The sequence below is a fragment of the Rhodoferax sp. genome (assembly GCF_030653815.1).
Taxonomy (GTDB): Bacteria; Pseudomonadota; Gammaproteobacteria; order Burkholderiales; family Burkholderiaceae_C; genus Rhodoferax.
Map to the genome: position 1 here is coordinate 129,424 of NZ_JAURYQ010000037.1, position 26,465 is coordinate 155,888.

Genomic DNA, 26,465 nt, shown 5'->3' on the forward strand with positions numbered 1-26,465 from the left:
AAATTGGCCACGCCAAAACGGACCACGTATGGGTGTTGTCAGGTAATCACATTTACCGCATGGATTACGGACGTCTGCTGGCAGCGCATGTCGAGCGTGAGGCCGACCTGACCGTGGCTTGCATTCAGGTGCCAGCGTGCGACGCAGCATGCTTTTTTACGGCGTGCATGTGCACAGCCATGCCCTGATCGAGGATTCGATCGTGCTGCCCAAGGTGCCCGTCAGGCGTGACTGTCAACTCAAAAAATGCATCATCGACCGTGGCTGCCATCTTCCCGACGGCAGCCAAATTGGTAATGATCCGGTCGCGGACCACAAACGTTTTCATGTCACAGCGTCGGGCATCACCCTGGTGACCCGGAGGATGCTCGGTCAGGATGTGAGCTTGCTTCGATGAACGGCTTCCACTGGCCGTTGACTTGTCACATCACTGAAACGCCACCCACGCAGAATGCTCTCATCTCTTCAACGTCAAGAAGCACCTTCAAGTTCCATGTACATCGACGAATCGACAAAAATCTCAGCCTGCGGCCTTCGTTATCTGTCCAAAGAAAAAGGCGCGCCATTTCAACCGGCTGGAGCGCCCGGCGAAACTCGCAGTTGCATCAAATGTGGCCAACACAAGGCGCGCAGCAGAGGCAGCATTCAACGCTATTTGAACGCCCTGATGTTTTTTTGTTTTGACTGCCGTCCCGTCCGTCTGTCACGGACTGACCGATGCTGACGGCCGCCAAAGCCTCGATGCCAGGCCGCCGCAGCACGCTCTTTTAGCCGGTCTGCCTAGTAGACTTCGGGCACCAGGATTTCGTTGGGGACGGGCAGGCGCACGTAATCTTCGTTGCGCTCACGCGGCGGCAACATGATCGGTGGATGTGTGATTTCGTGGTAATCGAATTGGCTCAAGAGGTGATGGATGCAATTGAGCCGGGCCTTTTTCTTGTCGTCAGCCTGAACCACCCACCAAGGCGATTCCGGTGTGTGCGTGCGCTCGAACATGACTTCCTTGGCCTTGGTGTATTCCTCCCAGCGGCGGCGCGACTCCATGTCCATCGGACTGAGCTTCCATTGCTTCAGCGGGTCATGGATGCGCCCCAAAAACCTGATTTGCTGCTCTTCGTCTGAGATGGAAAACCAGTACTTGATCAGGGTGATGCCCGAGCGCAGCAGCATTTTTTCGAATTCGGGTACCGAGCGAAAAAATTCTTCGTACTGCTCGTCCGAGCAAAAGCCCATGACGCGCTCCACACCTGCGCGGTTGTACCAGCTGCGGTCAAACAGCACGATTTCACCGGCGCCGGGCAGGTGCGCCACATAGCGCTGAAAATACCACTGGGTTTGCTCGCGGGCATTGGGGGCCGGCAAGGCGGCCACGCGGCAGACCCGCGGGTTCAGCCGCTGGGTAATGCGCTTGATGGTGCCGCCCTTGCCGGCGGCATCGCGGCCCTCGAACAGGATCACGATTTTCTGGCCGGTCTTGACGACCCAGTCCTGCAGCTTGACCAGTTCACCCTGCAGCCGGAACAGCTCGCGGAAATACAGCTTGCGGCCGTTTCTGTAGGCCTCGGACTCCAGGTCCAGCGTGCTGTCGGCCATCTCATCGAGGTTGCGGTCTTCGAGCTCGAGTTCAAACTCTTCGTCGTTGCTGTCGGCCAGGTCGCGGCGGATGCGCTGGACCAGTTTTTCCTCGTTCAAATCCAAGTTCAACTCCTGAGTGCTGTGGCTTGATAGGGTTTAAATGGACTTTGACGTGGCGGGTGTCGCGTCAGCCATCCCCTGTGCCATGGCACTTGAGTCGAGCAGACGCAGTTTGCTGGCGTAATGCCGGTCGAGTCGCCATTCGTTCAGGATTTCAAGGGCTAACTCAAAGCGTTTGTCGTCCAGCGAATAAAGCTGTTCGACCGAAAGGGTGGTTTCGCTCTCAAGCCCCAGCACCAGCGCTGCAATGATTTTGGCGGCAGCGTCGTTGGGGTTGTTCTCAATCAGTTTGCGGGCTTTTTTGATGGCAAGCATGGTGTGTTTTCCAAATGTTGTAACCGAGCGATTCTGTTTTCGGCCTAGGATAGCTGACACTCTAGCGCTATTTGATGTCATTTTGGTGACATTCGCATGAAGCTCGCGCTTGGGCCGACTGCTAGAAATTGCTATTTTTGTCACGGTTCTGACATATTGGTGTCGTAAATTACAGCTTGTCGAGCCAAACAGGGTTCAACATTTGATCCATTCAATTAAAGGATTCCTCATGAATAAAAGTATTTTCAAGTCCGTTTTGGCGACCACCATGGTGTCTTTCTTCGGCGCAGCGGCATTGACCAGCGTGGTCAATGCCCAAAGCATCACCGGTGCAGGCGCAACCTTCCCGGCACCTATTTATGCCAAGTGGGCTGCCGAGTACAACAAAGCCACCGGCATCAAGGTGAACTACCAGTCGGTGGGTTCGGGTGCCGGCATCAAGCAAATTGACTCCAAAACGGTTGATTTTGGCGCCTCTGACATGCCTCAGACCGACGACGTGTTGAAAGCCAAGGGTCAGTTCCAGTTCCCCACCGTGATTGGTGGCACCGTGCCCGTGATCAACATCAAGGGTATCGCTCCGGGCCAGATGAAGCTGGACGGCCAAGTGCTGGGTGACATCTATTTGGGCAAGATCACCAAGTGGAACGATGCCGCCATCAAGGCGCTGAACCCTACGCTGGCTTTGCCGGATGCCGACATTGCGCCCGTGCGTCGTGCCGACGGTTCAGGCACCACCTTCAATTTCACCAACTACCTGAGCCGCGTGCATCCGGAATGGAAAGCCAAGGTGGGTGAGGGCACGGCTGTAAATTGGCCGGTGGGTGCCGGTGGCAAGGGCAACGAAGGCGTGGCTGCATTCGTCAACCGTCTGCCGAACTCGATAGGTTACGTTGAATATTCGTATGTGATTCAAAACAAAATGAATTACACCTTGATGAAAAACAAGGATGGTGTGTTTGTTTCTCCAAGCGAAGAGGCTTTCAAGGCGGCGGCTGCCGGTGCCGACTGGAACAAGACTTTCTACCAGTTGATCACTGACCAGCCTGGCAAGGGCACCTGGCCCATTTCCACTGCCACGTTCATCTTGATGCATGTGCAGCAAGACAAGCCCGCACAGGCTACCGAGACCTTCAAGTTCTTCACCTGGGCGTTCAAGAACGGCGATGCGCTGGCTTCCAGCCTGGATTACGTGCCACTGCCTGACAGCGTGGTTTCCACCATCGAAAAAGCCTGGGGCACGGTCAAGGACACCGCTGGCAAGCCTGTTGCATTGAAGTAATTCGCTCTGCGGGGAGCCGGTTTGACTTATCTGGAACACTTTTCATGTCTACTACACTTCCGACCAGTGAAATGTCGATCAATTCATCCCATCCAACTGCCGGACGTGCCATGACTAAAGTTTCTTCGGTTAAACAGGCTCCCTCAAACCCCTGGGCTGACCGCATTTTTGCCTGGTTTGCAAAAAGCGCTGCATTGTTGACCCTGGGGCTTTTGATTGCCATCCTGGCTTCACTGACGATGGGGGCCTGGCCGGCCATTGAGAAATATGGCTTGGGTTTCTTGACCACGGCCACTTGGGACCCGGTGCAAGAGGAGTTTGGTGGCCTGGTCATGATCTACGGCACCTTGATGAGTTCTTTCATTGCTTTGCTGATTGCTGTGCCGGTCAGCTTCGGCATCGCCATTTTTTTAACCGAGTTGTCGCCCGCCTGGCTGAAACGTCCGCTGGGTACGGCCATTGAGCTACTGGCGGCCATTCCCTCCATTGTTTACGGTATGTGGGGCCTGCTGGTGTTCGGTCCGATCCTGTCGACCTATGTGCAACAGCCGTTGCAGGCGCTTTTTAAAGGTGTTCCTTACATGGAGGCGCTCTTCTCCGGGCCGCCGGTGGGTATCGGTCTGCTGTCTGCCGGCATTATTCTGGCCATCATGATCATTCCCTTCATCGCTGCGGTGATGCGTGATGTGTTCGAAGTGACACCTACCTTGCTCAAGGAATCCGCTTACGGCCTGGGTGCTACCACCTGGGAGGTCGTGTCCACGGTGGTGCTGCCCTACACCAAGGCGGGCGTCATTGGCGGCATCATGCTGGGGCTGGGGCGCGCCATTGGTGAGACCATGGCGGTCACCTTCGTGATCGGCAACTTCAACCAGCTCGATTCGCTCAGCTTGTTTCAGGCGGCCAACAGCATTACATCGGCCTTGGCCAACGAGTTTGCCGAGGCTGGCGAGGGTTTGCACCAAGCCTCCCTGATGTACCTTGGTTTGGTGTTGTTTTTTATTACCTTTGTGGTGTTGACGCTGTCAAAGCTGTTACTTAGCCAGCTCAAGAAAGGTGAAGGAACCAAAACATGAGTTCAATTGATTCTTCACATAATCCTGCGGCACTGCTTCAGGCGCGCCAGCAGCGCTTCAGTTCTCGCAAGAGAATCAATCAGCTGGCCTTGGTGTTGTCATTGCTGGCCATGGCATTTGGACTTTTTTGGCTGTTCTGGATTCTGTTTGAGACCGTGACGCTGGGCGTGGTTGGCTTGAGCACGGCAGTATTTACCCAAATGACGCCAGCACCCAACGACGTCGGTGGTTTGGCCAATGCCATCTATGGCTCGTTTTTGATGGTGTGTCTGGCTACTTTTGTCGGCACGCCCGTGGGCGTGATGGCTGGTATTTTTTTGGCTGAGTTTGAGCCCAAGAGCGGTTTGGCTTCGGTGACCCGGTTTGTTAATGACATCCTGTTGTCTGCGCCGTCCATTGTGATCGGCCTGTTTGTGTATGCGGTGATCGTGACCCAGTTCAAAACATTTTCTGGCTATGCCGGTATTGCAGCACTGACCCTGATTGTGATCCCGGTCGTGATTCGCACCACCGAGAACATGTTGCAACTGGTGCCACCCGGCCTGCGCGAGGCTGCTTATGCCCTGGGTGCGCCCAAGTGGAAAGTGATTATGAGCATCACCATGCGCGCTGCCCGTGCCGGCGTGGTCACGGGCATTTTGTTGGCGGTGGCTCGCATTGCAGGTGAAACGGCGCCACTGCTGTTCACTGCCTTGAGTAACCAGTTCTGGACCTCCAATTTGGGCGAGCCCATGGCCAGCTTGCCAGTGACCATCTTTAAATTCGCCATGAGTCCTTACGAGAACTGGCAACAGCTGGCGTGGGTCGGGGTGTTTTTGATCACGCTGGCGGTGTTGGCCCTCAACATACTCGCGCGGGTACTGACTCGCGCCAAACTGTGATAGCCCTCCATTCAATTTAATCGATTGTTAAAAATGACTGCAACCACCATCGAACAACTGACAAAGCCGAAGTTGACGGTTAACAAGCTTGATTTCTTCTACGGAAAGTTCCATGCGCTCAAGAACATCAATCTTGAGATTCCCGAGAACAAGGTCACAGCTTTCATTGGTCCGTCGGGCTGCGGCAAGTCCACCTTGCTGCGCGTCTTTAACCGCATGTTCGAGTTGTACCCTGAGCAGCGCGCTGAGGGCGAGGTGATTCTGGACGGTGAGAATCTGTTGACCAGCAAGCAGGACGTGGCGCTGTTGCGCGCCAAGGTCGGCATGGTGTTTCAAAAGCCAACCCCGTTTCCGATGTCCATTTTTGACAACATTGCCTTCGGTGTGAAGTTGTTCGAGTCGCTCAATGCCACCGACATGGAAGAGCGTGTGGAGTGGGCCTTGCGCAAGGCGGCCTTGTGGACCGAGGTCAAGGACAAGCTCAAGCAAAGCGGCTCCAGCCTGTCAGGCGGACAACAGCAGCGCCTGTGCATTGCCCGCGGCATTGCGATCAAGCCTGAGGTGTTGTTGCTCGATGAACCCTGTTCGGCGCTTGACCCCATTTCCACGGCCAAAATCGAGGAACTGATCATTGAGCTCAAGGCCGATTACACCGTGGTCATCGTGACCCACAACATGCAGCAGGCTGCCCGCTGCAGTGATTACACGGCCTACATGTACCTGGGTGATCTGATTGAGTTTGGTGCCACTGAACAAATCTTCTTCAAACCCAATCGACAAGAGACAGAAGATTACATTACCGGCCGTTTCGGTTAAGCAAAAAGGGGACATTGTCATGAGCGAGAAACATTTATCAAGTCAATTCGACAGCGAACTCAGTGCGGTCTCCACCCGCGTGATGGAGCTCGGCGGCCTGGTCGAGTCGCAGATTCGCCAAGCCATATACGCTTTGTCGCAGTTCAGCGTGGAAGTGGCCGACCAGGTCACGGCAGCCGAGGCCAAGGTCAACGCCATGGAGGTCGACATTGATCGCGAGCTCTCCAGCATCATTGCCCGGCGCCAGCCCACCGCGCGTGACTTGCGCCTGTTGATTGCGATTTCCAAAGCCACCGCCAATCTGGAGCGGGTCGGCGATGAGGCCGAAAAGATTGCCCGCATGGTGCGTTCCATCATTCAGAGCGGTGCGCCACGCTCCCTGCCATCGCTGGAGTTGCGCGTGGCTTCGGACATGGCCTCGGGCCTGTTGCGCAAGGCGCTGGATGCCTTTGCCCGACTTGACACCACGGCGGCGCTGTCGATCCTCAAGGAAGACAACCTGATTGACCAGGAATTCGACGGTTTCATGCGCAAGCTCATCACCTACATGATGGAAGACCCGCGCATGATTTCGCCCAGCCTGGACCTGCTGTTTCTGGCCAAGGCGATCGAGCGCATTGGTGATCACGCCAAGAACATCGCTGAACTGATCATCTACATCGTCAAGGGCGCCGATGTGCGCCACACGCCACTGGCAGATATCGAGTCGGTGTTGAAATGAGACGTGTGCCCGGCGTGCTGGTTGTCGAGGACGAACCGGCCATTGCCGAACTGATTTCAGTCAACTTGCGGCACAACGGTTTCCGCCCGGTCTGGGCCATGGACAGTGCCACGGCCCAGCTGGAACTGGACGCCGTTTTGCCCGACGTGATTTTGCTGGACTGGATGCTGCCCGGGGAGAGTGGCTTGACTTTGGCCAAACGCTGGCGTTCTCACCCGCGAACCAAGGCCGTGCCCATCATCATGCTCACCGCGCGTGGCGATGAGGTGGACCGGGTGGCGGGTCTGGATGCTGGCGCTGACGACTACATTGCCAAGCCGTTCTCCACCAAGGAACTGCTGGCGCGCATCCGTGCCGTGCTGCGCAGGCGTGCGCCAGAGCAGGACGAAGGTCAGGTGAGCTTGGGTGACTTGTGTCTTGATGCCGGTACTTACCGCGTCACGTTCCAGGGGCAGTTGCTGAAGCTGGGGCCGACCGAATTCAAGTTGCTGCATTACCTGATGACGCATGTCGAGCGCGTGCACAGCCGGTCGCAGTTGCTCGACAAGGTGTGGGGCGACCACGTCTTCATCGAGGAGCGCACCGTGGATGTGCATATCAAGCGCCTGCGCGAGGCCTTGGGCGAGGCCGGGCAGATGGTTGAAACCGTGCGCGGTGCGGGCTATCGCCTGACCGTGCAAGCCTTGTTGACGAAGTCGGCCTGAGTCTGGCACCTTCATGCTGGGTCGTTTTGTTCTTTTTTTGGGGTGCCTGCTGACGGCTGGCCTGTTAGGCTGGTGGCTTGATACGCATTGGCCCGGTGGTTATGCCGTGCCGGTCGGTCTGGTTCTTGCTGCCTCCATTTGGGTCTTGTTTGACAGTGCACGTGCCGGAAAATTTCTGAACTGGCTGCGCCTTGGTGGTGGTGCCGAGGGCGGCTCGGTCTCGGGCTTCTGGGGCGACATCACCACCCGGGTGCGTCGCGCCTTGCGCGAGCGCGAGCGCCAGACCCTTGAATGCCAGGCGCGCTTGCACGATTTTTTGTCGGCCCTGCAGGTTTCGCCCAATGGCGTCATGCTGCTTGATGGCGAGGCGCGTATCGAGTGGTGCAACCAGACCTCCGCGGCGCATTTCGGTTTGGATCTGCAGCGTGACCTGATGCAGACCATTGGTAACCTGGTGCGCGAGCCCGGTTTCGCCGCTTACCTGGCAAAGGGCGACTTTGGCAGCACCCTGACCATGCCCGGGCGCGACAGCAGTCCCACGCGGCCGGTCACGCTTTCGGTGCAGCTTCATCCCTATGGTGACGGACGAAAATTGCTGTTGTCCCGTGACATCACGGTGCTGGAGCAGGCCGAAGCCATGCGACGCGACTTTGTGGCCAATGTGTCGCACGAGATTCGCACGCCCTTGACGGTGCTGGCTGGTTTTGTGGAAACCTTGCAAACGCTCCGGCTGGAAGACTCCGAGCGGCAACAGTATCTGGCGCTGATGTCTCAGCAGGCCGAGCGCATGCAGACCCTGGTGAGCGACTTGCTGACATTGTCAAAGCTTGAGGGCAGTGCACCCCCCGGGGTGGATGCCCAGGTGTCGGTACCCAACTTGATGCGCCAGCTGGAAACCGACGCGCTGGCGCTGTCGCAGGTCATGGGCGAGCCCGGTGTGACCGACCATCATTTTGTTTTTGACTGTGGCTTTGACGGCTTTCTGGCGGGCACCACCAGTGAGCTGCTTAGCGCCATGGGCAACCTGGTCAGCAACGCCGTGCGCTACACCCCGGCGGGCGGCGACATCACGGTCAGGGTCCGTCAGCGGGCCGATGGCTGCGTGGTTTTTTCCGTGGCCGATACCGGTCCGGGCATTGCCGCCGAGCACCTGGGTCGGTTGACCGAGCGCTTTTACCGTGTGGACCGCAGCCGTTCACGGGAAACCGGCGGCACCGGCTTGGGCCTGGCGATCGTCAAGCATGTGGCACAGCGCCATGGCGCTGTCCTTGCCATCGAGAGCACGGTGGGCAAGGGCTCGCTGTTCAGCCTTGTTTTTCCAGTGCAACGGGTGGTGTCGGGAGCGGCAGGCGGCGCTCATACAGCCAGAGTGAATCCTTCCGTTCCGCTGGATGGCCCATGGATTGACGTCGTTGCCAAACCGGGTTTGCAGTGAGCTCCGGGTGCTGGCGAGCGGTCTCGATGTCGGCCAGCAGCCATTGGCAGCTTGGGGCCTGATCAAGCGCTTGCAGCTGGAGCTGGCCGTGGAACTGAAGCGCCGCGATTTGGCCTCGGCTCAAACCCAGTGTGGCGACACAGCCAGGTGATGGCGGCATGGCCGCTGTGACCTGTTTGACCATGGGTGCGTAACTGCGGGCGAAATCAAGCAGCGGCAGCCACAGGGTCATCAGCAGCAACCAACTCAGTGCCGCACCACCGGCGGGCAGCACCACGCTTTTCCAGATTGCGGCCTGATGCCGGTCCACACGCCATTTCACCAGCCAGGCCCAGACCAGACTGGCCGCCAGCGCCAGCAAAAACGGGGCCAGGGAAAAGCTGTGCACAAAGCCCGGCACCAGCCGCGCCACGTTGGCTGCGGGTTTTGCCGGAAAACCGGTTTGCATGGAAATCCAGACCACCCAGATCACCAGCGCGCTGCCCGTGAAGAACACCAGCGTGAACCAGTCGATCAAGGCGCCGACACTGCGACTCAGCGTGGGCAGGGCAAAGGCGGCCAGCGCCGCCAGTGCGGGCAGGGCCAGCAGCAGGGAGCGGTCGGCGGCATGGGTGGTCAGGGTGGCCACGCTGGCCACGGTGACAAACCAGATTGGCAACCAGAGATGCAGGCCGGTGAATTGGACGTTGAAGATCTGGCGGCGCCAGCGCCAGAGTGTCCAGAGGGCCAGTGGCCAGGCAGGCCAGGTGAACCACAGGAAAAGACGGCCCAGACGTTGCCACTCAGGCAGATTGGCGCGCGGCAAATCAATGCCCCAGTGCCAAAGTTTCAAGTAGCTGGCCAGCAGGGCGCAGCCCAGGGTCATCATTGCCAGGCCGCTGGCGCGCCATTTTTTTGGCGAAGCCTCGGCTGCCGGTGCCAGCAGGTAGATGGCGGTGCCGCCCAGGCCTAAAAACAGGGCCATGAAGGGAGCGCCCGAGAGCGTCAGACCCAGCAGTGCCACCGCCGCGCTCACGCCCGGTGAAATGCGCCGATAAGGCAGGGCAGCCATGGCGTAAAACAGCAGGGCGGCAAAACACAGCTGGGTCAGTGCGGGCGTGGTTTCATGGGCCAGTTGGGCCAGCCCGAGACAGGCGATGAAGGCCAGCAAGCCGCCATCGGCAATGGCGCGCGCGTAATCGGTGGGTTGTGCTTCGCCGCCAAAGGCAAAGGGCACCGGTTGCGCCATCGGGCTGCGTGCCAGGTAATAGGTGCCGTACCAGGTGCCCATCAGGGCCAGCACCAGCAGCCCCATGAAGGGCATACGGCTTGCCAGCTCGGGCGGCAACCAGGCGGGGCTGAGTTGAATTGCCCAGGCACCCAGCCAATACGGCAGCAGGGCATCGATCTCGGGTGCCAAGCCGCCCAGTGCCGGCTGCCACCAGTCGGCTGCGCCGCGCGCCAGCTCGGTCATGTAGCCAAAAGTGCTGATGTCATCGCGCTTCCAGGGCGCGCGCCCCAGAAAACCAGGCAGCACATAGGCCAGGCAAAACAGCAGCAGCGCCAGGCGCGGCAGGCGCTTGACGCCCGCTTGCGCAACGATGGCTGGGGTGGGCTGATTCACGGAGGGGTGGGGCAAAAAGCTGGCGTCAGCGCAAAGAAAAAGGCAGCGCGGAATGACCCGGCTGCCTTTGGCAAAGCGCTAAGGGCTGCTTACTTGGCAGCGGTCTTGCCGAAGCGGTTGCGGAAGCGTTCCACGCGGCCACCCATGTTGTCCACGGATTTTTGTGTGCCGGTGTAGAAGGGGTGCGACTCGCTGGAGGTGTCGAGCTTGAACAGTGGCAGCTCACGGCCATCTTCCATTGTGATCTTCTCTTTGGCGCTGGCGCAAGAACGGGTCACGAACTTGAAGCCATTGGACGAGTCCAGGAAGCAAACTTCGCGGTAATTGGGGTGAATGCCGTCTTTCATGATTTCTCCATCAGTTGCGTTAGCCGCGCCAGCCCTTGCGCAAACCCATTGCGCAATTCAAAGCTGTTCGTACTTTTCGCTAAAACGTCAGATTATAGTGCAGCGAAGGTGCCGGTCTGATCAGCCGCCACGACGCATCATGTCGAAGAATTCGCTGTTGGTCTTGGTGGCGCGCATTTGTTTGAGCACCATTTCCATCGATTCGACTTCGTCCATGTTGTACAGGAACTGGCGCAGAATACGCGTCTTTTGCAAAATGTCGGGGGCCAGCAGCAGCTCTTCGCGGCGGGTGCCGCTGCGGTTGAGCTGAATGGACGGGAACACGCGCTTTTCGTACAGGCGCCGGTCCAGGTGAATCTCGCTGTTGCCGGTGCCTTTGAATTCCTCAAAGATCACCTCGTCCATGCGGCTGCCAGTGTCGACCAGGGCGGTGGCGATGATGGTCAGCGAGCCGCCTTCTTCCACATTGCGGGCAGCGCCCAAAAAGCGCTTCGGGCGTTGCAGCGCGTTGGAGTCAACGCCGCCGGTGAGGACCTTGCCGGAGGAGGGCACCACGTTGTTGTAGGCGCGTGCCAGGCGGGTGATCGAGTCGAGCAAAATCACCACGTCTTTTTTCAGTTCGACCAGGCGCTTGGCGCGCTCGATCACCATTTCAGCCACGTGGACGTGGCGCGCAGCGGGTTCGTCAAAGGTGGAGGCAATCACCTCACCCTTGACGGTGCGCTGCATCTCGGTCACTTCTTCGGGGCGCTCGTCAATCAGCAGCACCATCAGGTAGCTGTCGGGGTAATTGGCGGAAATGGCGTGCGCGATGTGCTGCATCATCACGGTCTTGCCACTCTTGGGCTGCGCCACGATCAGGGCGCGCTGGCCCTTGCCGATGGGGGCGATGATGTCGATCACGCGGCCGGTGATGTTTTCTTCGCCCTTGATGTCCTGTTCCAGCTTCATCTGGATCTTGGGGAACAGCGGCGTCAGGTTTTCAAACATCACCTTGTGTTTGTTTTCCTCGGGGCCACCGCCATTGACTTTTTCCAGCTTGTTCAGGGCAAAGTAACGCTCACCGTCCTTGGGTGTGCGCACTTCGCCTTCGATCATGTCGCCGGTGTGCAGGTTGAAGCGGCGCACCTGGCTGGGGCTGATGTAGATGTCGTCGGTCGACGCCGTGTAGCTGGTGTCGGGGCTGCGCAAAAAGCCAAAGCCATCGGGCAAAATTTCCAGCACACCGTCGGCAAAAATCTGTTCACCGGCACGGGCGCGCTTCTTGATGATGGCAAACATCAACTCCTGCTTGCGCATGCGCCCGGTGTTTTCGATCTCAAGATCTTCTGCTTGTTTCAGGACTTCTGACACATGGAGTGCCTTGAGTTCGTTTAAGTGCATGGAGTGGCTCGGTGTGTATTGGGGGGCTGCCGGGAGGGAAATGTTTTGGCGCGTCGGACTTGTGGTGGTTCAAGTCGCATTGGCTTTGCGCCTCTGACTCGAGCTGACCCTGGATGGGGGGCAGCGAGTGGCTGGAATTATGACAGGAAAAAAGCCCGACCAGAAAGGTCGGGCGCGAAACAGACGCCGGGTTTTGGTAAAAGCCGGTTTATGCCAATTGCTGGTCAATGAAGGCGGTGAGTTGGGCCTTGCTCATGGCGCCCACTTTGGTGGCGGCCAACTGGCCCGACTTGAAGATCATGAGGGTCGGGATACCGCGAATACCAAACTTGGCAGGAATATCGCGGTTTTCGTCCACGTTCATTTTGGCCACCTGCAGTTTGCCTTCGTAAACCGCAGACACTTCGTCCAGGATGGGCGCGATCATCTTGCAGGGGCCACACCATTCAGCCCAGTAGTCCACCAGCACGGGCACGCTGGATTGCAGCACATCGCCTTCGAATGATGCATCGGACACATGTTTGATCAGTTCACTGGCCATGTTTTTTCCTAAATTGAAAGATTGAAATGAATACAGTGCCGAAATTGTGACAGAAACCGAAACGGTGTTCCGCGCCCCGGGCCATTTGAGATTCCTGCTTTGACCTCGTTGGCGGTGTTTTCGGGGCCTTGTAGCGGTTCTAATGAGACATTATTCAAAAATACCAAATTCATGATGAAAAATGTTGTGGTGGTCGGTGCCGGTCCGGCCGGTTTGATGGCGGCCGAGGTGCTGTCGGGTGCGGGTGTGCAGGTACTGTTATTTGATGCCATGCCCAGTGTGGGCCGTAAGTTCCTGCTGGCAGGCAAAGGCGGGCTGAACCTGACGCACTCGGAGCCCGCCGAGATATTTGTCTCACGTTACGGTTCACGCCGTGCCCAATTTGACGCGCTGTTCAGGTTGTTGGACGCCGGCCAGGTTCGCGCTTGGTCCACGTCGCTCGGCATCGATACTTTTGTTGGCAGCTCCGGACGGGTGTTTCCGACCGGCATGAAGTCGGCGCCCCTGTTGCGGGCTTGGTTGGCGCGCTTGCGTCACCCCCAAAAGGGCCTGCCGGTGAAATTTTTCATGCGCCACCGCTGGACCGGTTGGCACCAGGCGGACGTATCCGCCACCGGATTGAGCCCCGACACGACCGCGACCTGGCTGGACTTTGACACGCCACAGGGGCCGATACAGGTACAGGCCGACGCCGTGGTGCTGGCGCTGGGCGGCGGCAGTTGGGTCCGGTTGGGCTCAGACGGCGCCTGGGTGCCTTGGTTGCAGGCGAAGGGCGTGGACGTGGCGCCGTTGTTGCCGGCCAATTGTGGTTTTGATGTGCAAAACGGCTGGAGCGACCATTTTTCCAGCCGATTTGCCGGTCAGCCCTTCAAGTCGGTGGCGATTGCCTTCACCAACGCACAAGGAACCAAGTTTGCCCGCAAGGGGGAGTTTGTTGCCACAGCCACCGGGCTGGAGGGCAGCCTGATTTATGCCGCATCCAGCTTGCTGCGCGACGAGATTCTGGCCCACGGGGCTGCCACCTTGCACCTGGACTTGCTGCCTGACATGCCTTTGGAGCGGGTGCTGGCTGAGGTGACGCACCCACGCGGAACGCGTTCGCTGTCGAGCCACCTCAAGAGCCGTCTGCACATTGAAGGCATCAAGGCGGGCATTCTGTATGAGTTGTTGGGCAAGGTGCAAATGGCAGACCCGGTGCAACTGGCCCAGGCCATCAAGGCCCTGCCCATCACCGTCACAGCGACCCGCCCCATCGACGAAGCCATCAGCAGCGCTGGCGGTGTGCGCTTCGAGGCCATGAACGACCAACAGATGCTGACATCTTTGCCAGGTGTGTTTTGCGCGGGTGAAATGCTGGACTGGGAAGCCCCGACGGGCGGTTATTTATTGACCGGGTGCCTGGCCAGCGGTGTTGGCGCGGCGCAGGGCGTGCTGTCTTACCTGAAGATCCCCACGCCGATTGGATGATGTGAGGTCGAGGAGGTTGCCCGGATAAAGCGCAAGCTCATCCGGGAAGGTTTATCTTGACGAGCGTCAGGACCGTGCAAGCTCAACGCTCATAATTATGAATTCAGTTTTATAAACACAGGAGACCGCCCATGACCTCATATGCCGACTTTCACCAACGATCCCTCTCTGACCGCGACGGTTTCTGGGGCGAACAAGCCCAACTGGTCGACTGGAAAGTCCAGCCGACCCAGATTTGCGACTACAGCAACCCGCCGTTTGCCAAGTGGTTTGTCGGTGGCGTGACCAACCTGTGCCACAACGCGGTGGACCGCCACCTGAAAGACCGTGCGGACCAGGCTGCGCTGATTTTTGTCTCGACCGAGACCGATCAGGAAAAGGTGTATTCGTTCCGTGAACTGCACGCTGAAGTTCAGCGCATGGCGGCGGTGTTGAAGGAACTGGGTGTCAACAAGGGTGATCGGGTTCTGATCTATATGCCCATGATTGCCGAGGCGGCGTTCGCCATGCTGGCCTGTACCCGTATTGGCGCAATTCACTCGGTGGTGTTTGGCGGTTTTGCTTCCGGTTCGCTGGCGTCGCGCATTGAAGACGCGGAACCCCGCGTCATCATCAGTGCCGATGCCGGATCGCGCGGCGGCAAGGCTGTGGGCTACAAGCCGCTGCTGGACGAGGCGATCCATCTCTCCAAATACAAACCCGAATCGGTTCTGCTGGTGGACCGCGGTCTGGTGCCGATGACACTGGTGGCGGGGCGCGACAAATTGTGGGCGCCGCTGCGCGACAAGCACATGAATACGGTGGTGGAATGTGAGTGGGTCGACGCCACCCACCCCAGCTACACGCTCTACACCAGTGGCACCACCGGCAAGCCCAAGGGGGTGCAACGCGACACCGGGGGGTACTGTGTGGCGCTGGCTGCCAGCATGAAACACATCTACGCCGGTAAGCCCGGCGAAACCTACTTCTCGACCAGCGACATCGGCTGGGTCGTGGGCCACAGCTACATCATTTACGGCCCGCTGATTGGCGGCATGGCCACCATCATGTACGAGGGCCTGCCGACCCGCCCGGACGGTGGCATCTGGTGGAGCCTGGTGGAAAAATACAAAGTGACGGTGATGTTCAGCGCGCCCACCGCCGTGCGCGTGCTTAAAAAGCAGGACCCGGCTCTGCTGTCCAAATATGACTTGTCCAGCCTGCGCGCGCTGTTCTTGGCGGGCGAGCCGCTGGACGAGCCCACCGCGCAATGGATCAGCGAAGGCCTGGGCAAACCGATCATCGACAACTACTGGCAGACCGAGACCGGTTGGCCCATCCTGTCGCTGTGCAATGGCGTTGAAAAAGCGGTCAGCAAGTTTGGCTCGCCGGGCAAAGCGGTTTACGGTTACGACGTCAAATTGCTTGATGACCAGACCGGTGAGGAACTGATTGGCCCGAACCAGAAAGGCGTGGTCGCCATTGAAGGCCCGCTGCCACCCGGCTGCATGCAGACCGTGTGGCGCGACGACGAACGCTTCGTCAACACCTACTGGAAAAGCGTACCCGGCAAGCTGGTGTACAGCACCTTTGACTGGGGCGTGCGTGATGCCGATGGCTACTACTTCATTCTGGGGCGTACCGACGACGTGATCAACGTGGCTGGTCACCGCCTGGGCACCCGCGAGATCGAGGAAAGCATCTCGGCGCACCCCAATGTGGCCGAGGTGGCCGTGGTCGGTGTGGCCGATCAGCTCAAGGGCCAGGTGGCGATGGCATTCGCCGTGGTCAAGGATGCCAGCCTGCTGACCGACGAGGCCAGCGCGCTCAAGTTGGAGGGCGAAATCATGAAGCTGGTGGACCGCGATCTGGGTGCCGTGGCCCGCCCCGCCCGCGTGCGCTTTGTCACCGTGCTGCCCAAAACGCGCAGCGGCAAGTGCCTGCGCCGTGCCATCACCGCGGTGTGCGAGGGGCGTGATCCGGGCGACCTGACCACCATGGACGACCCGGCAGCGCTGCAACAGATCAAGGATCTGGTGAGCCGATAAGCCTCGGAGTCATTCAAGGTCAATCAAGGTTTGTAAGGAATGTGCTGCCTTTCGGTGGCACAATTCTGCTCTGCATCCGGCCCTTCCAACGCCACTGTCGCATCCGCCAAACGGTTAAGCCGTGACGCGGGAGGTTAATCAACAATCAGCTTTAACCAGCCAAATTTCCTCAAGGGAAATGAAAGTCAGCGAAACATGAGTGAGACCAACACGGTTTACCAAGCCTACCAGGCGAATACCTACCTTTTCGGTGGTAACGCGCCATACGTCGAAGAGATGTATGAAAACTATCTGGAAAATCCGGGCAGCGTGCCAGACAATTGGCGTGACTACTTCGATGCGCTCCAGAATGTCCCGGCCGTAGATGGCTCAAATGCCAAAGATGTCCCCCACCAACCTGTCATCAACGCCTTTGCCGAACGTGCAAAACAAGGCGGCACCAAAGTGGTGGTGGCTGCTGGCGCCGACTCTGATCTGGGCCGCAAGCGGGTTTTTGTCCAGCAGTTGATCGCGGCCTACCGCAACATCGGTGCCAACTGGGCGGATCTCGACCCCCTGAAGCGTACCGAGCGCCAGCCGATCCCTGAGCTCGATCCGTCCTTTTATGGTTTCTCCGATGCCGATCAGGAAACCGTGTTCAACACCAGCAACACCTTTTTCGGCAAAGAGGTCATGTCGCTGCGTGATTTGCTCAATGCCTTGCGCGAAACCTATTGCGGCTCCATTGGTGCGGAGTACCAGTACCTGACCGACCAGACGCAAAAGCGCTGGTGGCAGCAAAAGCTGGAAAGTGTGCGCAGCAAGCCCAATTTCACAGTCGAACAGAAAAAACACATTTTGGGTCGCCTCACTGCCGCAGAGGGCCTGGAGCGTTTTCTGCACACCAAGTATGTGGGTCAGAAGCGTTTTTCGCTCGAAGGGGGTGAGAGCTTCATTGCCGCCATGGACCAGTTGATCCAGCAGGCCGGCAGTCTGGGAGTGCAGGAAATCGTGATCGGCATGGCCCACCGTGGTCGCTTGAACGTGTTGGTGAACACGCTGGGCAAAATGCCCGCCGACTTGTTTGCCGAGTTTGACCACACCGCCCCGGAAGACCTGCCGGCCGGCGACGTCAAGTACCACCAGGGTTTCAGCTCCGACGTGACCACCCCCGGTGGCCCGGTGCACCTGAGCCTGGCGTTCAACCCCTCGCACCTCGAAATTGTCAACCCGGTGGTGGAGGGCTCGGTGCGCGCCCGCATGGACCGCCGCGCGGACCCCACCGGCCGCCAGGTGCTGCCCGTGCTGGTGCACGGTGATGCCGCTTTTGCCGGCCAGGGCGTCAACCAGGAAACGCTGGCACTGGCGCAAACGCGCGGCTACAGCACCGCAGGCACGGTGCACCTGATCATCAACAACCAGATTGGTTTTACCACCTCCGACCCGCGCGACTACCGCTCCACGCTGTATTGCACCGACATCGTCAAGGGCGTCGAAGCCCCGGTGATGCACGTCAATGGCGATGATCCGGAAGCCGTGGTGATGGCCATGCAGTGGGCTCTCGAATACCGCATGGAGTTTCACAAGGACGTGGTGCTGGACATCATCTGCTTCCGCAAATTGGGTCACAACGAGCAGGACACACCCGCGCTGACCCAGCCGCTGATGTACAAGAAAATTGCAGCCCATCCCGGCACCCGCAAACTGTACGCCGACAAGCTGGCCGCGCAGGGCCTGGGCGCCACACTGGGTGACGACATGTCCAAGGCCTTCCGTGCCGCGATGGACGCGGGCAAACACACGGTGGACCCGGTGTTGACCAACTTCAAGAGCAAGTATGCGGTGGATTGGACACCTTTCCTGGGCAAGAAGTGGACCGATGCCGGTGACACCGCCATTCCCATGAGCGAGTGGAAACGCCTGGCAGAAAAAATCACCACCTTGCCGGCCAGCCTGACGGCGCATCCGTTGGTCAGGAAAGTTTACGATGATCGCGCTGCCATGGGGCGTGGCGATATTCCGGTCGATTGGGGCATGGGTGAGCACATGGCGTTTGCGTCGCTGGTGGCCAGTGGTTACCCCGTGCGCCTGAGCGGTGAAGATTGTGGTCGAGGCACCTTCACCCACCGTCACGCAGTCATTCACGACCAAAAGCGTGAAAAGTGGGACGAAGGCACATACGTGCCGTTGCAGAATGTGGCCGAAAACCAGGCGCCGTTTGTGGTCATCGATTCCATCCTGTCGGAAGAGGCGGTGTTGGGCTTCGAGTACGGTTACGCTTCCAATGACCCCAACACGCTGGTGATCTGGGAAGCCCAGTTTGGCGATTTCGCCAATGGTGCCCAGGTGGTCATTGACCAGTTCATCGCCTCGGGTGAGGTCAAGTGGGGTCGTGTCAATGGCCTGACCATGATGCTGCCGCACGGCTACGAAGGTCAGGGTCCGGAGCACTCCTCGGCCCGTGTCGAGCGCTTCATGCAACTGGCAGCCGACACCAACATGCAACTGGTGCAGCCCACCACGGCCAGCCAGATCTTCCACGTGTTGCGCCGCCAGATGGTGCGTAACCTGCGCAAGCCGCTGGTCATCTTCACGCCCAAGTCGCTGCTGCGTCACAAGGACGCGGCCTCGCCTTTGGCTGAATTCACCAAGGGTAGCTTCCAGACCATCATTCCAGACCAAAAGGCGCTCAAGGGCGACAAGGTCAAGCGGGTGGTGGCTTGCTCAGGCAAGGTGTACTATGACCTGGCCAAAAAGCGCGAAGAAAAAGGCGGCGATGATGTCGCCATCATCCGCGTCGAGCAGCTCTATCCGTTCCCGCACAAGGCTTTTGCCACCGAGCTGAAGAAGTACCCCAACGCCACCGAGGTGGTCTGGACGCAGGACGAACCGCAAAACCAGGGCGCGTGGTTCTTTGTGCAGCACTATATTCACGAGAACATGCTTGAGGGGCAAAAACTAGGTTACTCCGGTCGGGCGGCTTCGGCATCCCCGGCGGTGGGCTATTCGCATCTGCACCAGGAGCAGCAAAAAGCGCTGGTCGAAGGCGCCTTTGGCAAGCTCAAGGGGTTCATCCTGTCCAAGTGAGACAGAACCCGACCTATTCCGTTCAGGCCGGCGTACCGTTCTCCGGCTGAACTCTCAAGCTCATTTTTGAAAGAATTGTCATGGCAATCGTAGAAGTCAAAGTCCCGCAACTGTCTGAATCCGTGGCTGAAGCCACCCTGTTGCAGTGGAAGAAAAAAGTCGGCGACGCTGTCGCTGTGGACGAGATCCTGATCGACGTCGAAACCGACAAGGTCGTGCTGGAAGTGCCCGCACCTTCGGCAGGTGTGATCGTCGAAATCATTGAACCCGATGGCACGACCGTTGCAGCCGAGCAGTTGATCGCGCGCATCGACACCGAGGCTGTCGCGGGTGCCCCGGCACCCGTGGCACCTGTGGTGGCGGCCATGGCTGCGGCCGCGGCTCCGGTTGCTGCGGCTGTTGCGGCGGCTCCGGCTGGTGGCTCCATGGCCGGCGTGGCCATGCCTGCGGCGGCCAAGCTGATGGCCGACAACCAGTTGGCTTCAGGCTCCGTGGCCGGCACTGGCAAGGACGGCCGTGTGACCAAGGGCGATGTACTGGCCGCAGTGGCTGCTCCCAAGGCGGTTGTGGCGCCTGCCATGCCCGCAGCCAAACCGGCTGCACCTTTGTTGGCTCAGGTGGCGGCGCCGGCCAGCAGCCTCGCGGCATCGCTGCAAGGCCGCCCCGAGCAGCGCGTGCCCATGAGCCGCCTGCGCGCCCGTGTGGCCGAGCGTCTGCTGCAATCGCAGTCCACCAACGCCATCCTGACCACGTTCAACGAGATCAACATGGCGCCAGTCATGGAGATGCGCAAGCGCATGCAAGACCGCTTCGAGAAAGAGCATGGGGTCAAACTGGGCTTCATGAGTTTCTTTGTCAAGGCAGCCGTGCATGCCCTGAAAAAATTCCCGGTGCTCAACGCCTCGGTGGATGGCACCGACATCGTGTACCACGGCTTTTTTGACATCGGTATCGCGGTGGGTTCACCCCGTGGCCTGGTGGTGCCGATTCTGCGCAACGCCGACCAGATGAGTTTTGCCGACATCGAGAAAAAGATTGCCGAATTCGGCACCAAGGCACGTGACGGCAAGCTGGGCATGGAAGAAATGACCGGCGGCACCTTCTCGATCAGCAATGGCGGCACCTTTGGCTCCATGATGTCCACCCCCATCATCAATCCGCCGCAAAGCGCCATCCTGGGTGTGCATGCCACCAAAGACCGCGCCATGGTGGAAAACGGCCAGGTGGTGGTGCGCCCGATGAACTACTTTGCCATGAGCTACGACCACCGCATCATCGACGGCCGCGAAGCAGTGCTGGGCCTGGTGGCCATGAAAGAGGCACTGGAGGATCCGGCACGTCTGCTTTTCGATATCTGATCCACATGGTTCGACCCACCCTGCTGGCGCGGTTGACGCTGCCTGCAGAGGGTGGGTTTTTTTGATTCAAAGAACGGAATATGTATGAGCAAGCAATTTGATGTGATCGTGATCGGTGGCGGCCCGGGTGGCTACATTGCCGCCATTCGCGCTGCCCAGTTGGGCAAAAACGTGGCCTGTGTCGACGAGTGGAAAAACGCCAAGGGTGGCCCGGCACCGGGTGGCACCTGCACCAATGTGGGTTGCATTCCGAGCAAGGCACTGCTGCAGTCGAGCGAGCATTTCGAGCAGGCGAGCCACCACTTTGCCGACCATGGCATCACGGTCAAGGGTCTGAGCATGGACGCCGCCAAGATGGTGGCGCGCAAGGACGCCGTGGTCAAGCAAAACAACGACGGCATCCTGTACCTGTTCAAGAAGAACAAGGTCAGCTTCTTCCACGGTCGTGCCTCGTTTGTGAAAGCGGTGGACGGTGGCTACGAGATCAAGGTCGCCGGTGCCGCCGAAGAAACCCTGGTCGGTCAGCAGATCATTGTGGCTACCGGGTCCAATGCCCGTGCGCTGCCCGGTGCAGCGTTTGACGAAACCATGGTGTTGTCCAACGAAGGCGCGCTGGCGCTGACCGACGTGCCAAAGAAGCTGGGTCTGATTGGCTCGGGCGTGATTGGCCTGGAGATGGGCTCGGTCTGGCGCCGCCTGGGTTCCGAGGTCACCATTCTGGAAGGGTTGCCAGATTTTTTGGGTGCGGTCGACCAGCAAATCGCCAAGGAAGCGCACAAGGCCTTCGTCAAGCAAGGGCTCAGGATCGAGCTCGGCGTCAAGGTGGGTGACATCAAGGTCGGTAAAAAAGGTGTCAGCGTGGCCTGGACCAATGCCAAGGGCGAAGCCCAGACGCTCGACGTCGACAAACTGATCGTGTCGATTGGCCGGGTGCCCAACACCACGGGCCTGAACGCCGAAGCGGTGGGCCTGAAGCTCGACGAGCGTGGTGCCATTGTGGTCGACGGCGACTGCAAGACCAACCTGCCTGGCGTCTGGGCCGTGGGTGACGTGGTGCGCGGCCCGATGCTGGCGCACAAGGCCGAGGAAGAGGGCGTGGCGGTGGCCGAGCGCATTGCCGGTCAACACGGTCATGTCAACTTCAACACCGTTCCCTGGGTCATCTACACCAGCCCCGAGATCGCCTGGGTCGGCCGCACCGAGCAGCAACTGAAAAGTGACGGCGTGGCTTACAAGGCCGGCACCTTTCCGTTCCTGGCCAACGGCCGGGCGCGCGCCCTGGGCGACACCACCGGCATGGTCAAGATGCTGGCCGACGCCACCACCGATGAGATTCTGGGCGTGCACATTGTGGGTCCCATGGCCAGCGAACTGATTGCCGAGTGTGTGCTGGCGATGGAATTCCGCGCCAGCAGTGAAGACATTGCCCGGGTGTGCCATGCCCACCCCTCTTTGAGCGAGTCGACCAAGGAAGCCGCGTTGGCGGTTGACAAGCGCACTCTGAACTTCTGAGTCGGCACGAAGATGGCTGCCTGGGCTTGAGTACCGAGTTCAGGCTGTCATTTTTTCTGCGATCGTTGTCACGTGACCGTCAAAAAAATCTACCAAGCCGAGCTGCTGGCGCGTGGTTACAGCGCGGACCCGGCGCAGTTGCGCGCCGTACAAGTCCTTGAAGCCTGTTCGCGTGAATGGGGCAAGTACCGCGAGCAGCGCTCCAATGCGCTTAAAAAGCTGATCAACCGGCCCGCCATTCCGCACGGTGTCTACATGTACGGCGGCGTCGGGCGCGGCAAGAGCTTTTTGATGGATTGCTTTTACAGTGCCGTCCCTTTGAAACGCAAGACGAGGCTGCACTTTCACGAGTTCATGCGCGAGGTGCACCGCGAACTGGCCAGCATGCAGGGCACGGCCAACCCGCTGAACCTGTTGGCCAAGCGCATCGCTGACAAATACCGCTTGATCTGTTTTGACGAGTTCCATGTGTCGGACATCACCGACGCCATGATCCTGCACCGACTTCTCAAGGCCTTGTTCGAACACGGTGTGGGGCTGGTGACCACGTCGAATTTCAAGCCGGATGACCTCTACCTTCATGGTCTGAACCGCGATCGGTTTTTGCCCGCCATTGCCTTGCTGAACGAGCATCTTCATGTGATCAATGTGGACCACGGCACGGATTACCGCGGACAAACGCTGGCGCAGTTGGCGCTTTATCACACGCCCCTGGGTGACGCGGCTGAGGACGCCATGCGCGACGCGTTCGAACGCCTGGCCGAAACCCAGGACGAAGATCCGGTGCTGCAGATCGAGGCGCGCAAAATTTACGCCCGGCGCAAGGCGGGTGGTCTGGTGTGGTTTGACTTCAAGACGCTTTGCGGTGGGCCGCGTTCGCAAAATGATTACCTGGAACTTGCCACCCAGTTTCATACGGTGCTGCTCAGTGATGTGCCGCAAATGGCGCCGCGCATGGCCTCAGAGGCGCGCCGCTTTACCTGGCTGGTGGACGTGCTGTATGACCGCCGTGTCAAGCTGATCATGTCGGCAGCAGTACCTGCAACCCAACTTTATACCGAGGGACTTATGGCCAATGAATTTGCCCGTACCGTGTCGCGTCTGCACGAAATGCAGTCAGGCGAATTTCTGGCTCTGGGTCGGCGCGATGTAGACACGTCCCTGACATGAGCGCTCACCCTCTCTCTGGACTGGTTTGCCTGCTGGCACCGGCCTTGGTCGCGGCACAGCAACTGGTAGTGCCAGAACCGCTGCAGGAAGCCCCATGGCAGGCGCGGGATGAGCGTTTGCGTATTCAAGATGCACGCAAACAAGTGCAGGCCGAGACCGAGCAAGCCAATGCAGCCTGTTATCAGAAATTTGCCGTGAGTGACTGCCTGCGCGATGTGCGTGCAAAGAACCGTCCGCTGCTGGATGCTCTGCGTCGTCAGGAGATCATCCTGAACGACATGGAGCGCCAGGCCAAGGCCATTGAAGCACTCAAGAAAATCGAGGAAAAAAGTCTGGGTGAGGCAAAAAGCCCACCGGCCACTTTTTCAGGGCGACCCGCCGCGCAGTGAAGTCTGCGGACTCAGCTTGGCATGGGTTCGAATTTGACAATTATCAAAGAGAGGTTGTCGCCGGTGCCCCGGGCCCGTTCTCGGGCCTTTTCAATCAGGAATTCGGAGGCTTCGCGCGGTGCCAGCGCTTCCAGCACGGTACCAAGTTCGTCTTCGGTGAAGTAATGCCAGACGCCATCACTGCAGGCCATCAACACATCGCCAGCCCGCATCTGTGCAATGTGATGCAGACTGACGGGAGGGGCGTTTTCGGAGCCCAGACAGCCCACCAGAATGTTGGATTTCGGGTGATTTTGCGCCTGCTCGGGCGTGATCTCGCCGCGGTTGACCAGTAGCTGAACGTAAGAGTGGTCCAGCGTGCGCTTGACCAGTTGCTTGCCCTGGTAATGGTAGATGCGGGAATCGCCGGCGTGAATCCAGTGACAGTCGCCACCCGGATTCAATAAAAAGGCAACCAGCGTGCTGTGCGGCTCCTGCTCGGCCGAGATGGCGATCAGCTTGATCACCGTGTGGGCCTCGTTCAGCAATTGTTTCAGGATGGCATCGGCGTCGTCCGAGGCTGGGTCGTAGCGCTCAAAAAGCTGGCGCGCAGTCATCATGACCTGGTCTGAGGCCTTGCGGCCGCCGCTGCGACCACCCATACCGTCCGCCAGCACGGCCAGCAAGCACCCCTTGGCGCGCGGGTGGCTCAGCACCATCACCTGGTCTTGCTGGTAGTCGCGATCTCCCTTGTGAATCCCGGTGGCAGCGGTGAGCCGGTAGGCTTTGTTGGTCATGGGCTTACCAGATCTTCCACCACGGGTCGTTTCTGGATTTGAAGCCCTGCACCAGGTAAGGCGTTTGCGGATAGTTCTTTTCAAGCACGCGCTGCGTGTCGTCGCGTAGCGCCGTCATGCCCAGGGCATCATAGGACTTGACCATGATGAACAAGGCTTCTTCGAGGGCCGGCACCCCCTGGTAGTCGGTGATGGCGGTTTGGGCGCGATTGATGGCCGCCAGGTAAGCGCGACGCTCGAAATAGTAGCGCGCCACGTGCACTTCGGATTGCGCCAGTGAATTCACGATGTAATTCATGCGCTGGCTGGCCTCGGGCGCATAACGCGAGTCCGGGAAACGGTTGACCAGTTCCTTGAAGGCTTCAAAAGAATCCTTGGCAGCCTTTTGATCGCGTTCGGCCAGGTCCTGGCGGGTCAGGGCAGAAAACAGACCGAGGTCGTCATTGAAGTTGACCAGACCCTTGAGGTAGAGCGCGTAGTCAAGGGCCGGACTGGCAGGGTGCAATTTGATGAAACGGTCCAGCGTGGCGATGGCCAGCACCGACTCACCCGCCTTGTAGTGGGCATAGGCCTTGTCAAGCTGGGCCTGCTGGGCCAGCGGAGTGCCGGCGGCACGGCCTTCCAGTTTCTCGAACAGCACGACCGCCTTGTCGTAGGCGCCGCTGCTGAGCTCGTCTTTGGCCTCGGCGTAAATCTTGTTGGGACTCCATTCGGCAGTGGGGTCTTTGACGGTGGTGGAGCACGCGCTCAGAAAGACAACGCCAGCCGCCAACATCCAGGCGCAGACGGCAGATAATTTGGCATGAGGCATAGCGAAAGACTTTCTTGAAAAAAACAAACCTGATTATATCGGCCACCCCGTCCCTGGATGAACTGGATGGCGCCTCGCCGCTGGAGTCGCAAGCCGAGCAGCGGCCGCTGGTGTTTACGGCCGCCCAGCATGGTATGCGATTGGATCGCGCCCTGGTCGACCTGGTGCCGGAGTTTTCGCGTAATTATTTGCAACAACTCATCGAAGCCGGCAGTGTGCTGGTCAACGGCCAGGCCATGACCAAGCCATCGCACAAAGTCAAGGTTTCCGATGTGGGCGTGATTGAGCTGCGTCCCACGCCGCAAAGCCAGGCCTTCAAGGCGGAAAGCATGGCGCTTGACGTGGTTTTTGCGGACGCGCATGTGCTGGTGATCAACAAGCCCGCCGGCCTGGTGGTGCACCCGGCACCGGGCAATTGGTCAGGCACGCTGATGAACGGGCTGCTGGGCTATGACGCCCAGGCCTTCGACTTGCCGCGGGCCGGCATCGTGCACCGTCTTGACAAGGACACCAGCGGCCTGATGGTGGTGGCGCGCAGTCGGGCGGTGATGGACGCGCTGGTACGTGCCATTGCGGCACGCGAGGTCAAGCGCCAGTACCTGGCGATCGGGCAGGGCGCCTGGTCGGGTGCGCCCCAATGCACGGTGGATGCCGCCATTGGCCGCGATCCTGCCAACCGGCTGCGCATGGCGGCGGTTGACTTGAACCTCCATCCGGGCAAGACGGCCAGGACCGATTTTGCGCTGCTGTCCAACGGCACCCAAGCCTGCCTCGTGCACTGCACCTTGCACACCGGCCGCACCCATCAGATCAGGGTGCACATGGCGCAGCTCAAACACCCTTTGCTGGGCGACGCACTGTATGGTGGCGCCATGGGGCTGGGCATCAGCCGGCAAGCCCTGCATGCCTGTCGACTCGCCTTTGCGCACCCCATCACCGGTCAGCCCCTGTCTTTTTCAGCCCCGCTACCGGCCGATTTTTTGGCGGCGCTGAGCGCGATGGGTCTCAAGTACAATTGAGGTCATATTTGAACGTCTGCTCCAGTTCCTGTGGGCAGCGTCTGCGTCACCGATCAAGCTTCGGCCAGATA

At 59.3% G+C, this 26,465-nt stretch carries 24 protein-coding genes and 1 pseudogene; 17 read left to right on the forward strand and 8 right to left on the reverse strand.

Annotated features, from left to right (window positions below):
• Positions 1-2: 2 nt before the first annotated feature.
• Both Q7U49_RS17465 and Q7U49_RS13875 read left to right on the forward strand, forming a co-directional pair.
• Complete coding sequence (locus Q7U49_RS17465; RefSeq protein ID WP_370654015.1) at positions 3-188, forward strand: sugar phosphate nucleotidyltransferase; 186 nt, start codon at positions 3-5, stop codon at positions 186-188.
• The gene (locus Q7U49_RS13875; protein WP_304764899.1) at positions 137-397 is read left to right on the forward strand and encodes a hypothetical protein; all 261 of its coding nucleotides are present in this window, start codon (positions 137-139) and stop codon (positions 395-397) included. The genes Q7U49_RS17465 and Q7U49_RS13875 overlap by 52 nt, the downstream gene beginning before the upstream one ends.
• Positions 398-780: 383 nt before the next feature.
• On the opposite strand, the gene ppk2 is transcribed toward Q7U49_RS13875, so the two are convergent.
• Both ppk2 and Q7U49_RS13885 read right to left on the reverse strand, forming a co-directional pair.
• Complete coding sequence (gene ppk2 / locus Q7U49_RS13880) at positions 781-1,692, reverse strand: polyphosphate kinase 2 (protein WP_304765215.1); 912 nt, start codon at positions 1,690-1,692, stop codon at positions 781-783.
• A gap of 39 nt (positions 1,693-1,731) precedes the next feature.
• Positions 1,732-2,010, reverse strand: coding sequence for a hypothetical protein (locus tag Q7U49_RS13885; protein ID WP_304764901.1), 279 nt, complete (start codon positions 2,008-2,010; stop codon positions 1,732-1,734).
• Positions 2,011-2,239: 229 nt separating this feature from the next.
• Here Q7U49_RS13885 and pstS point away from each other — a divergent pair, with 229 nt between their 5' ends.
• From pstS to phoR, 7 genes are all read left to right on the forward strand, one after another.
• Positions 2,240-3,292, forward strand: a complete 1,053-nt coding sequence (gene pstS, locus Q7U49_RS13890) for a phosphate ABC transporter substrate-binding protein PstS (protein WP_304764903.1) — start codon at positions 2,240-2,242, stop codon at positions 3,290-3,292.
• Between the two features lie 110 nt (positions 3,293-3,402).
• Entirely contained in the window at positions 3,403-4,368 is a 966-nt protein-coding gene (gene pstC / locus Q7U49_RS13895) for a phosphate ABC transporter permease subunit PstC (protein ID WP_304764904.1), read from the forward strand.
• On the forward strand, positions 4,365-5,249 hold the full coding sequence (gene pstA, locus Q7U49_RS13900) for a phosphate ABC transporter permease PstA (RefSeq protein WP_304764906.1): 885 nt from the start codon (positions 4,365-4,367) through the stop codon (positions 5,247-5,249). The genes pstC and pstA overlap by 4 nt, the downstream gene beginning before the upstream one ends.
• A 33-nt stretch (positions 5,250-5,282) precedes the next feature.
• On the forward strand, positions 5,283-6,065 hold the full coding sequence (pstB, locus tag Q7U49_RS13905) for a phosphate ABC transporter ATP-binding protein PstB (RefSeq protein ID WP_304764908.1): 783 nt from the start codon (positions 5,283-5,285) through the stop codon (positions 6,063-6,065).
• 19 nt (positions 6,066-6,084) lie between these two features.
• Complete coding sequence (gene phoU, locus Q7U49_RS13910) at positions 6,085-6,786, forward strand: phosphate signaling complex protein PhoU (protein WP_304764909.1); 702 nt, start codon at positions 6,085-6,087, stop codon at positions 6,784-6,786.
• Positions 6,783-7,490, forward strand: coding sequence for a phosphate regulon transcriptional regulator PhoB (phoB, locus tag Q7U49_RS13915; protein WP_304764911.1), 708 nt, complete (start codon positions 6,783-6,785; stop codon positions 7,488-7,490). The genes phoU and phoB overlap by 4 nt, the downstream gene beginning before the upstream one ends.
• 13 nt (positions 7,491-7,503) lie before the next feature.
• Positions 7,504-8,925 carry a phosphate regulon sensor histidine kinase PhoR gene (gene phoR, locus Q7U49_RS13920; protein ID WP_370654009.1) on the forward strand — a complete coding sequence of 474 codons (1,422 nt, stop codon included), beginning with the start codon at positions 7,504-7,506 and terminating at the stop codon, positions 8,923-8,925.
• Here the strand turns inward: phoR and Q7U49_RS13925 are convergent.
• The 4 genes and pseudogenes from Q7U49_RS13925 to trxA all read right to left on the reverse strand — a co-directional run.
• Positions 8,834-10,528: pseudogene (locus Q7U49_RS13925) on the reverse strand (hypothetical protein); the annotation flags it as partial. The gene phoR and the pseudogene Q7U49_RS13925 sit on opposite strands and share 92 nt — an antisense overlap.
• A gap of 89 nt (positions 10,529-10,617) precedes the next feature.
• The gene (locus tag Q7U49_RS13930) at positions 10,618-10,875 is read right to left on the reverse strand and encodes a type B 50S ribosomal protein L31 (RefSeq protein ID WP_304764915.1); all 258 of its coding nucleotides are present in this window, start codon (positions 10,873-10,875) and stop codon (positions 10,618-10,620) included.
• A gap of 120 nt (positions 10,876-10,995) precedes the next feature.
• The gene (rho, locus tag Q7U49_RS13935; protein ID WP_304764917.1) at positions 10,996-12,258 is read right to left on the reverse strand and encodes a transcription termination factor Rho; all 1,263 of its coding nucleotides are present in this window, start codon (positions 12,256-12,258) and stop codon (positions 10,996-10,998) included.
• A gap of 208 nt (positions 12,259-12,466) precedes the next feature.
• Positions 12,467-12,799, reverse strand: a complete 333-nt coding sequence (trxA, locus tag Q7U49_RS13940; protein ID WP_304764919.1) for a thioredoxin TrxA — start codon at positions 12,797-12,799, stop codon at positions 12,467-12,469.
• A gap of 174 nt (positions 12,800-12,973) precedes the next feature.
• On the opposite strand from trxA, the gene Q7U49_RS13945 reads away from it, so the two are divergent.
• The 7 genes from Q7U49_RS13945 to Q7U49_RS13975 all read left to right on the forward strand — a co-directional run bounded on the left by Q7U49_RS13945 (position 12,974) and on the right by Q7U49_RS13975 (position 23,788).
• Positions 12,974-14,266, forward strand: a complete 1,293-nt coding sequence (locus tag Q7U49_RS13945) for a TIGR03862 family flavoprotein (RefSeq protein ID WP_304765218.1) — start codon at positions 12,974-12,976, stop codon at positions 14,264-14,266.
• Between the two features lie 131 nt (positions 14,267-14,397).
• Positions 14,398-16,293, forward strand: coding sequence for a propionate--CoA ligase (locus Q7U49_RS13950; RefSeq protein WP_304764921.1), 1,896 nt, complete (start codon positions 14,398-14,400; stop codon positions 16,291-16,293).
• Positions 16,294-16,488: 195 nt separating this feature from the next.
• Positions 16,489-19,359, forward strand: coding sequence for a 2-oxoglutarate dehydrogenase E1 component (locus tag Q7U49_RS13955; protein ID WP_304764923.1), 2,871 nt, complete (start codon positions 16,489-16,491; stop codon positions 19,357-19,359).
• An 80-nt stretch (positions 19,360-19,439) separates the two neighbouring features.
• Positions 19,440-20,717, forward strand: a complete 1,278-nt coding sequence (gene odhB / locus Q7U49_RS13960; RefSeq protein WP_304764925.1) for a 2-oxoglutarate dehydrogenase complex dihydrolipoyllysine-residue succinyltransferase — start codon at positions 19,440-19,442, stop codon at positions 20,715-20,717.
• An 84-nt stretch (positions 20,718-20,801) separates the two neighbouring features.
• Positions 20,802-22,229: a dihydrolipoyl dehydrogenase gene (lpdA, locus tag Q7U49_RS13965; protein WP_304764927.1), complete on the forward strand. Its 1,428-nt coding sequence runs from the start codon at positions 20,802-20,804 to the stop codon at positions 22,227-22,229.
• Between the two features lie 72 nt (positions 22,230-22,301).
• Positions 22,302-23,399: a cell division protein ZapE gene (gene zapE / locus Q7U49_RS13970; protein WP_304764929.1), complete on the forward strand. Its 1,098-nt coding sequence runs from the start codon at positions 22,302-22,304 to the stop codon at positions 23,397-23,399.
• Entirely contained in the window at positions 23,396-23,788 is a 393-nt protein-coding gene (locus Q7U49_RS13975) for a hypothetical protein (protein WP_304764931.1), read from the forward strand. The genes zapE and Q7U49_RS13975 overlap by 4 nt, the downstream gene beginning before the upstream one ends.
• An 11-nt stretch (positions 23,789-23,799) precedes the next feature.
• Here the strand turns inward: Q7U49_RS13975 and Q7U49_RS13980 are convergent, their stop codons facing one another.
• A complete protein-coding gene (locus tag Q7U49_RS13980; protein ID WP_304764933.1) occupies positions 23,800-24,564 on the reverse strand; it encodes a PP2C family serine/threonine-protein phosphatase in 765 nt (254 codons plus the stop codon).
• 4 nt (positions 24,565-24,568) lie between these two features.
• On the reverse strand, positions 24,569-25,375 hold the full coding sequence (locus tag Q7U49_RS13985) for an outer membrane protein assembly factor BamD (RefSeq protein WP_304764934.1): 807 nt from the start codon (positions 25,373-25,375) through the stop codon (positions 24,569-24,571).
• A 14-nt stretch (positions 25,376-25,389) separates the two neighbouring features.
• On the opposite strand from Q7U49_RS13985, the gene Q7U49_RS13990 reads away from it, so the two are divergent.
• The gene (locus Q7U49_RS13990; protein WP_370654010.1) at positions 25,390-26,394 is read left to right on the forward strand and encodes an RluA family pseudouridine synthase; all 1,005 of its coding nucleotides are present in this window, start codon (positions 25,390-25,392) and stop codon (positions 26,392-26,394) included.
• The last annotated feature ends 71 nt before the right edge of the window (positions 26,395-26,465 follow it).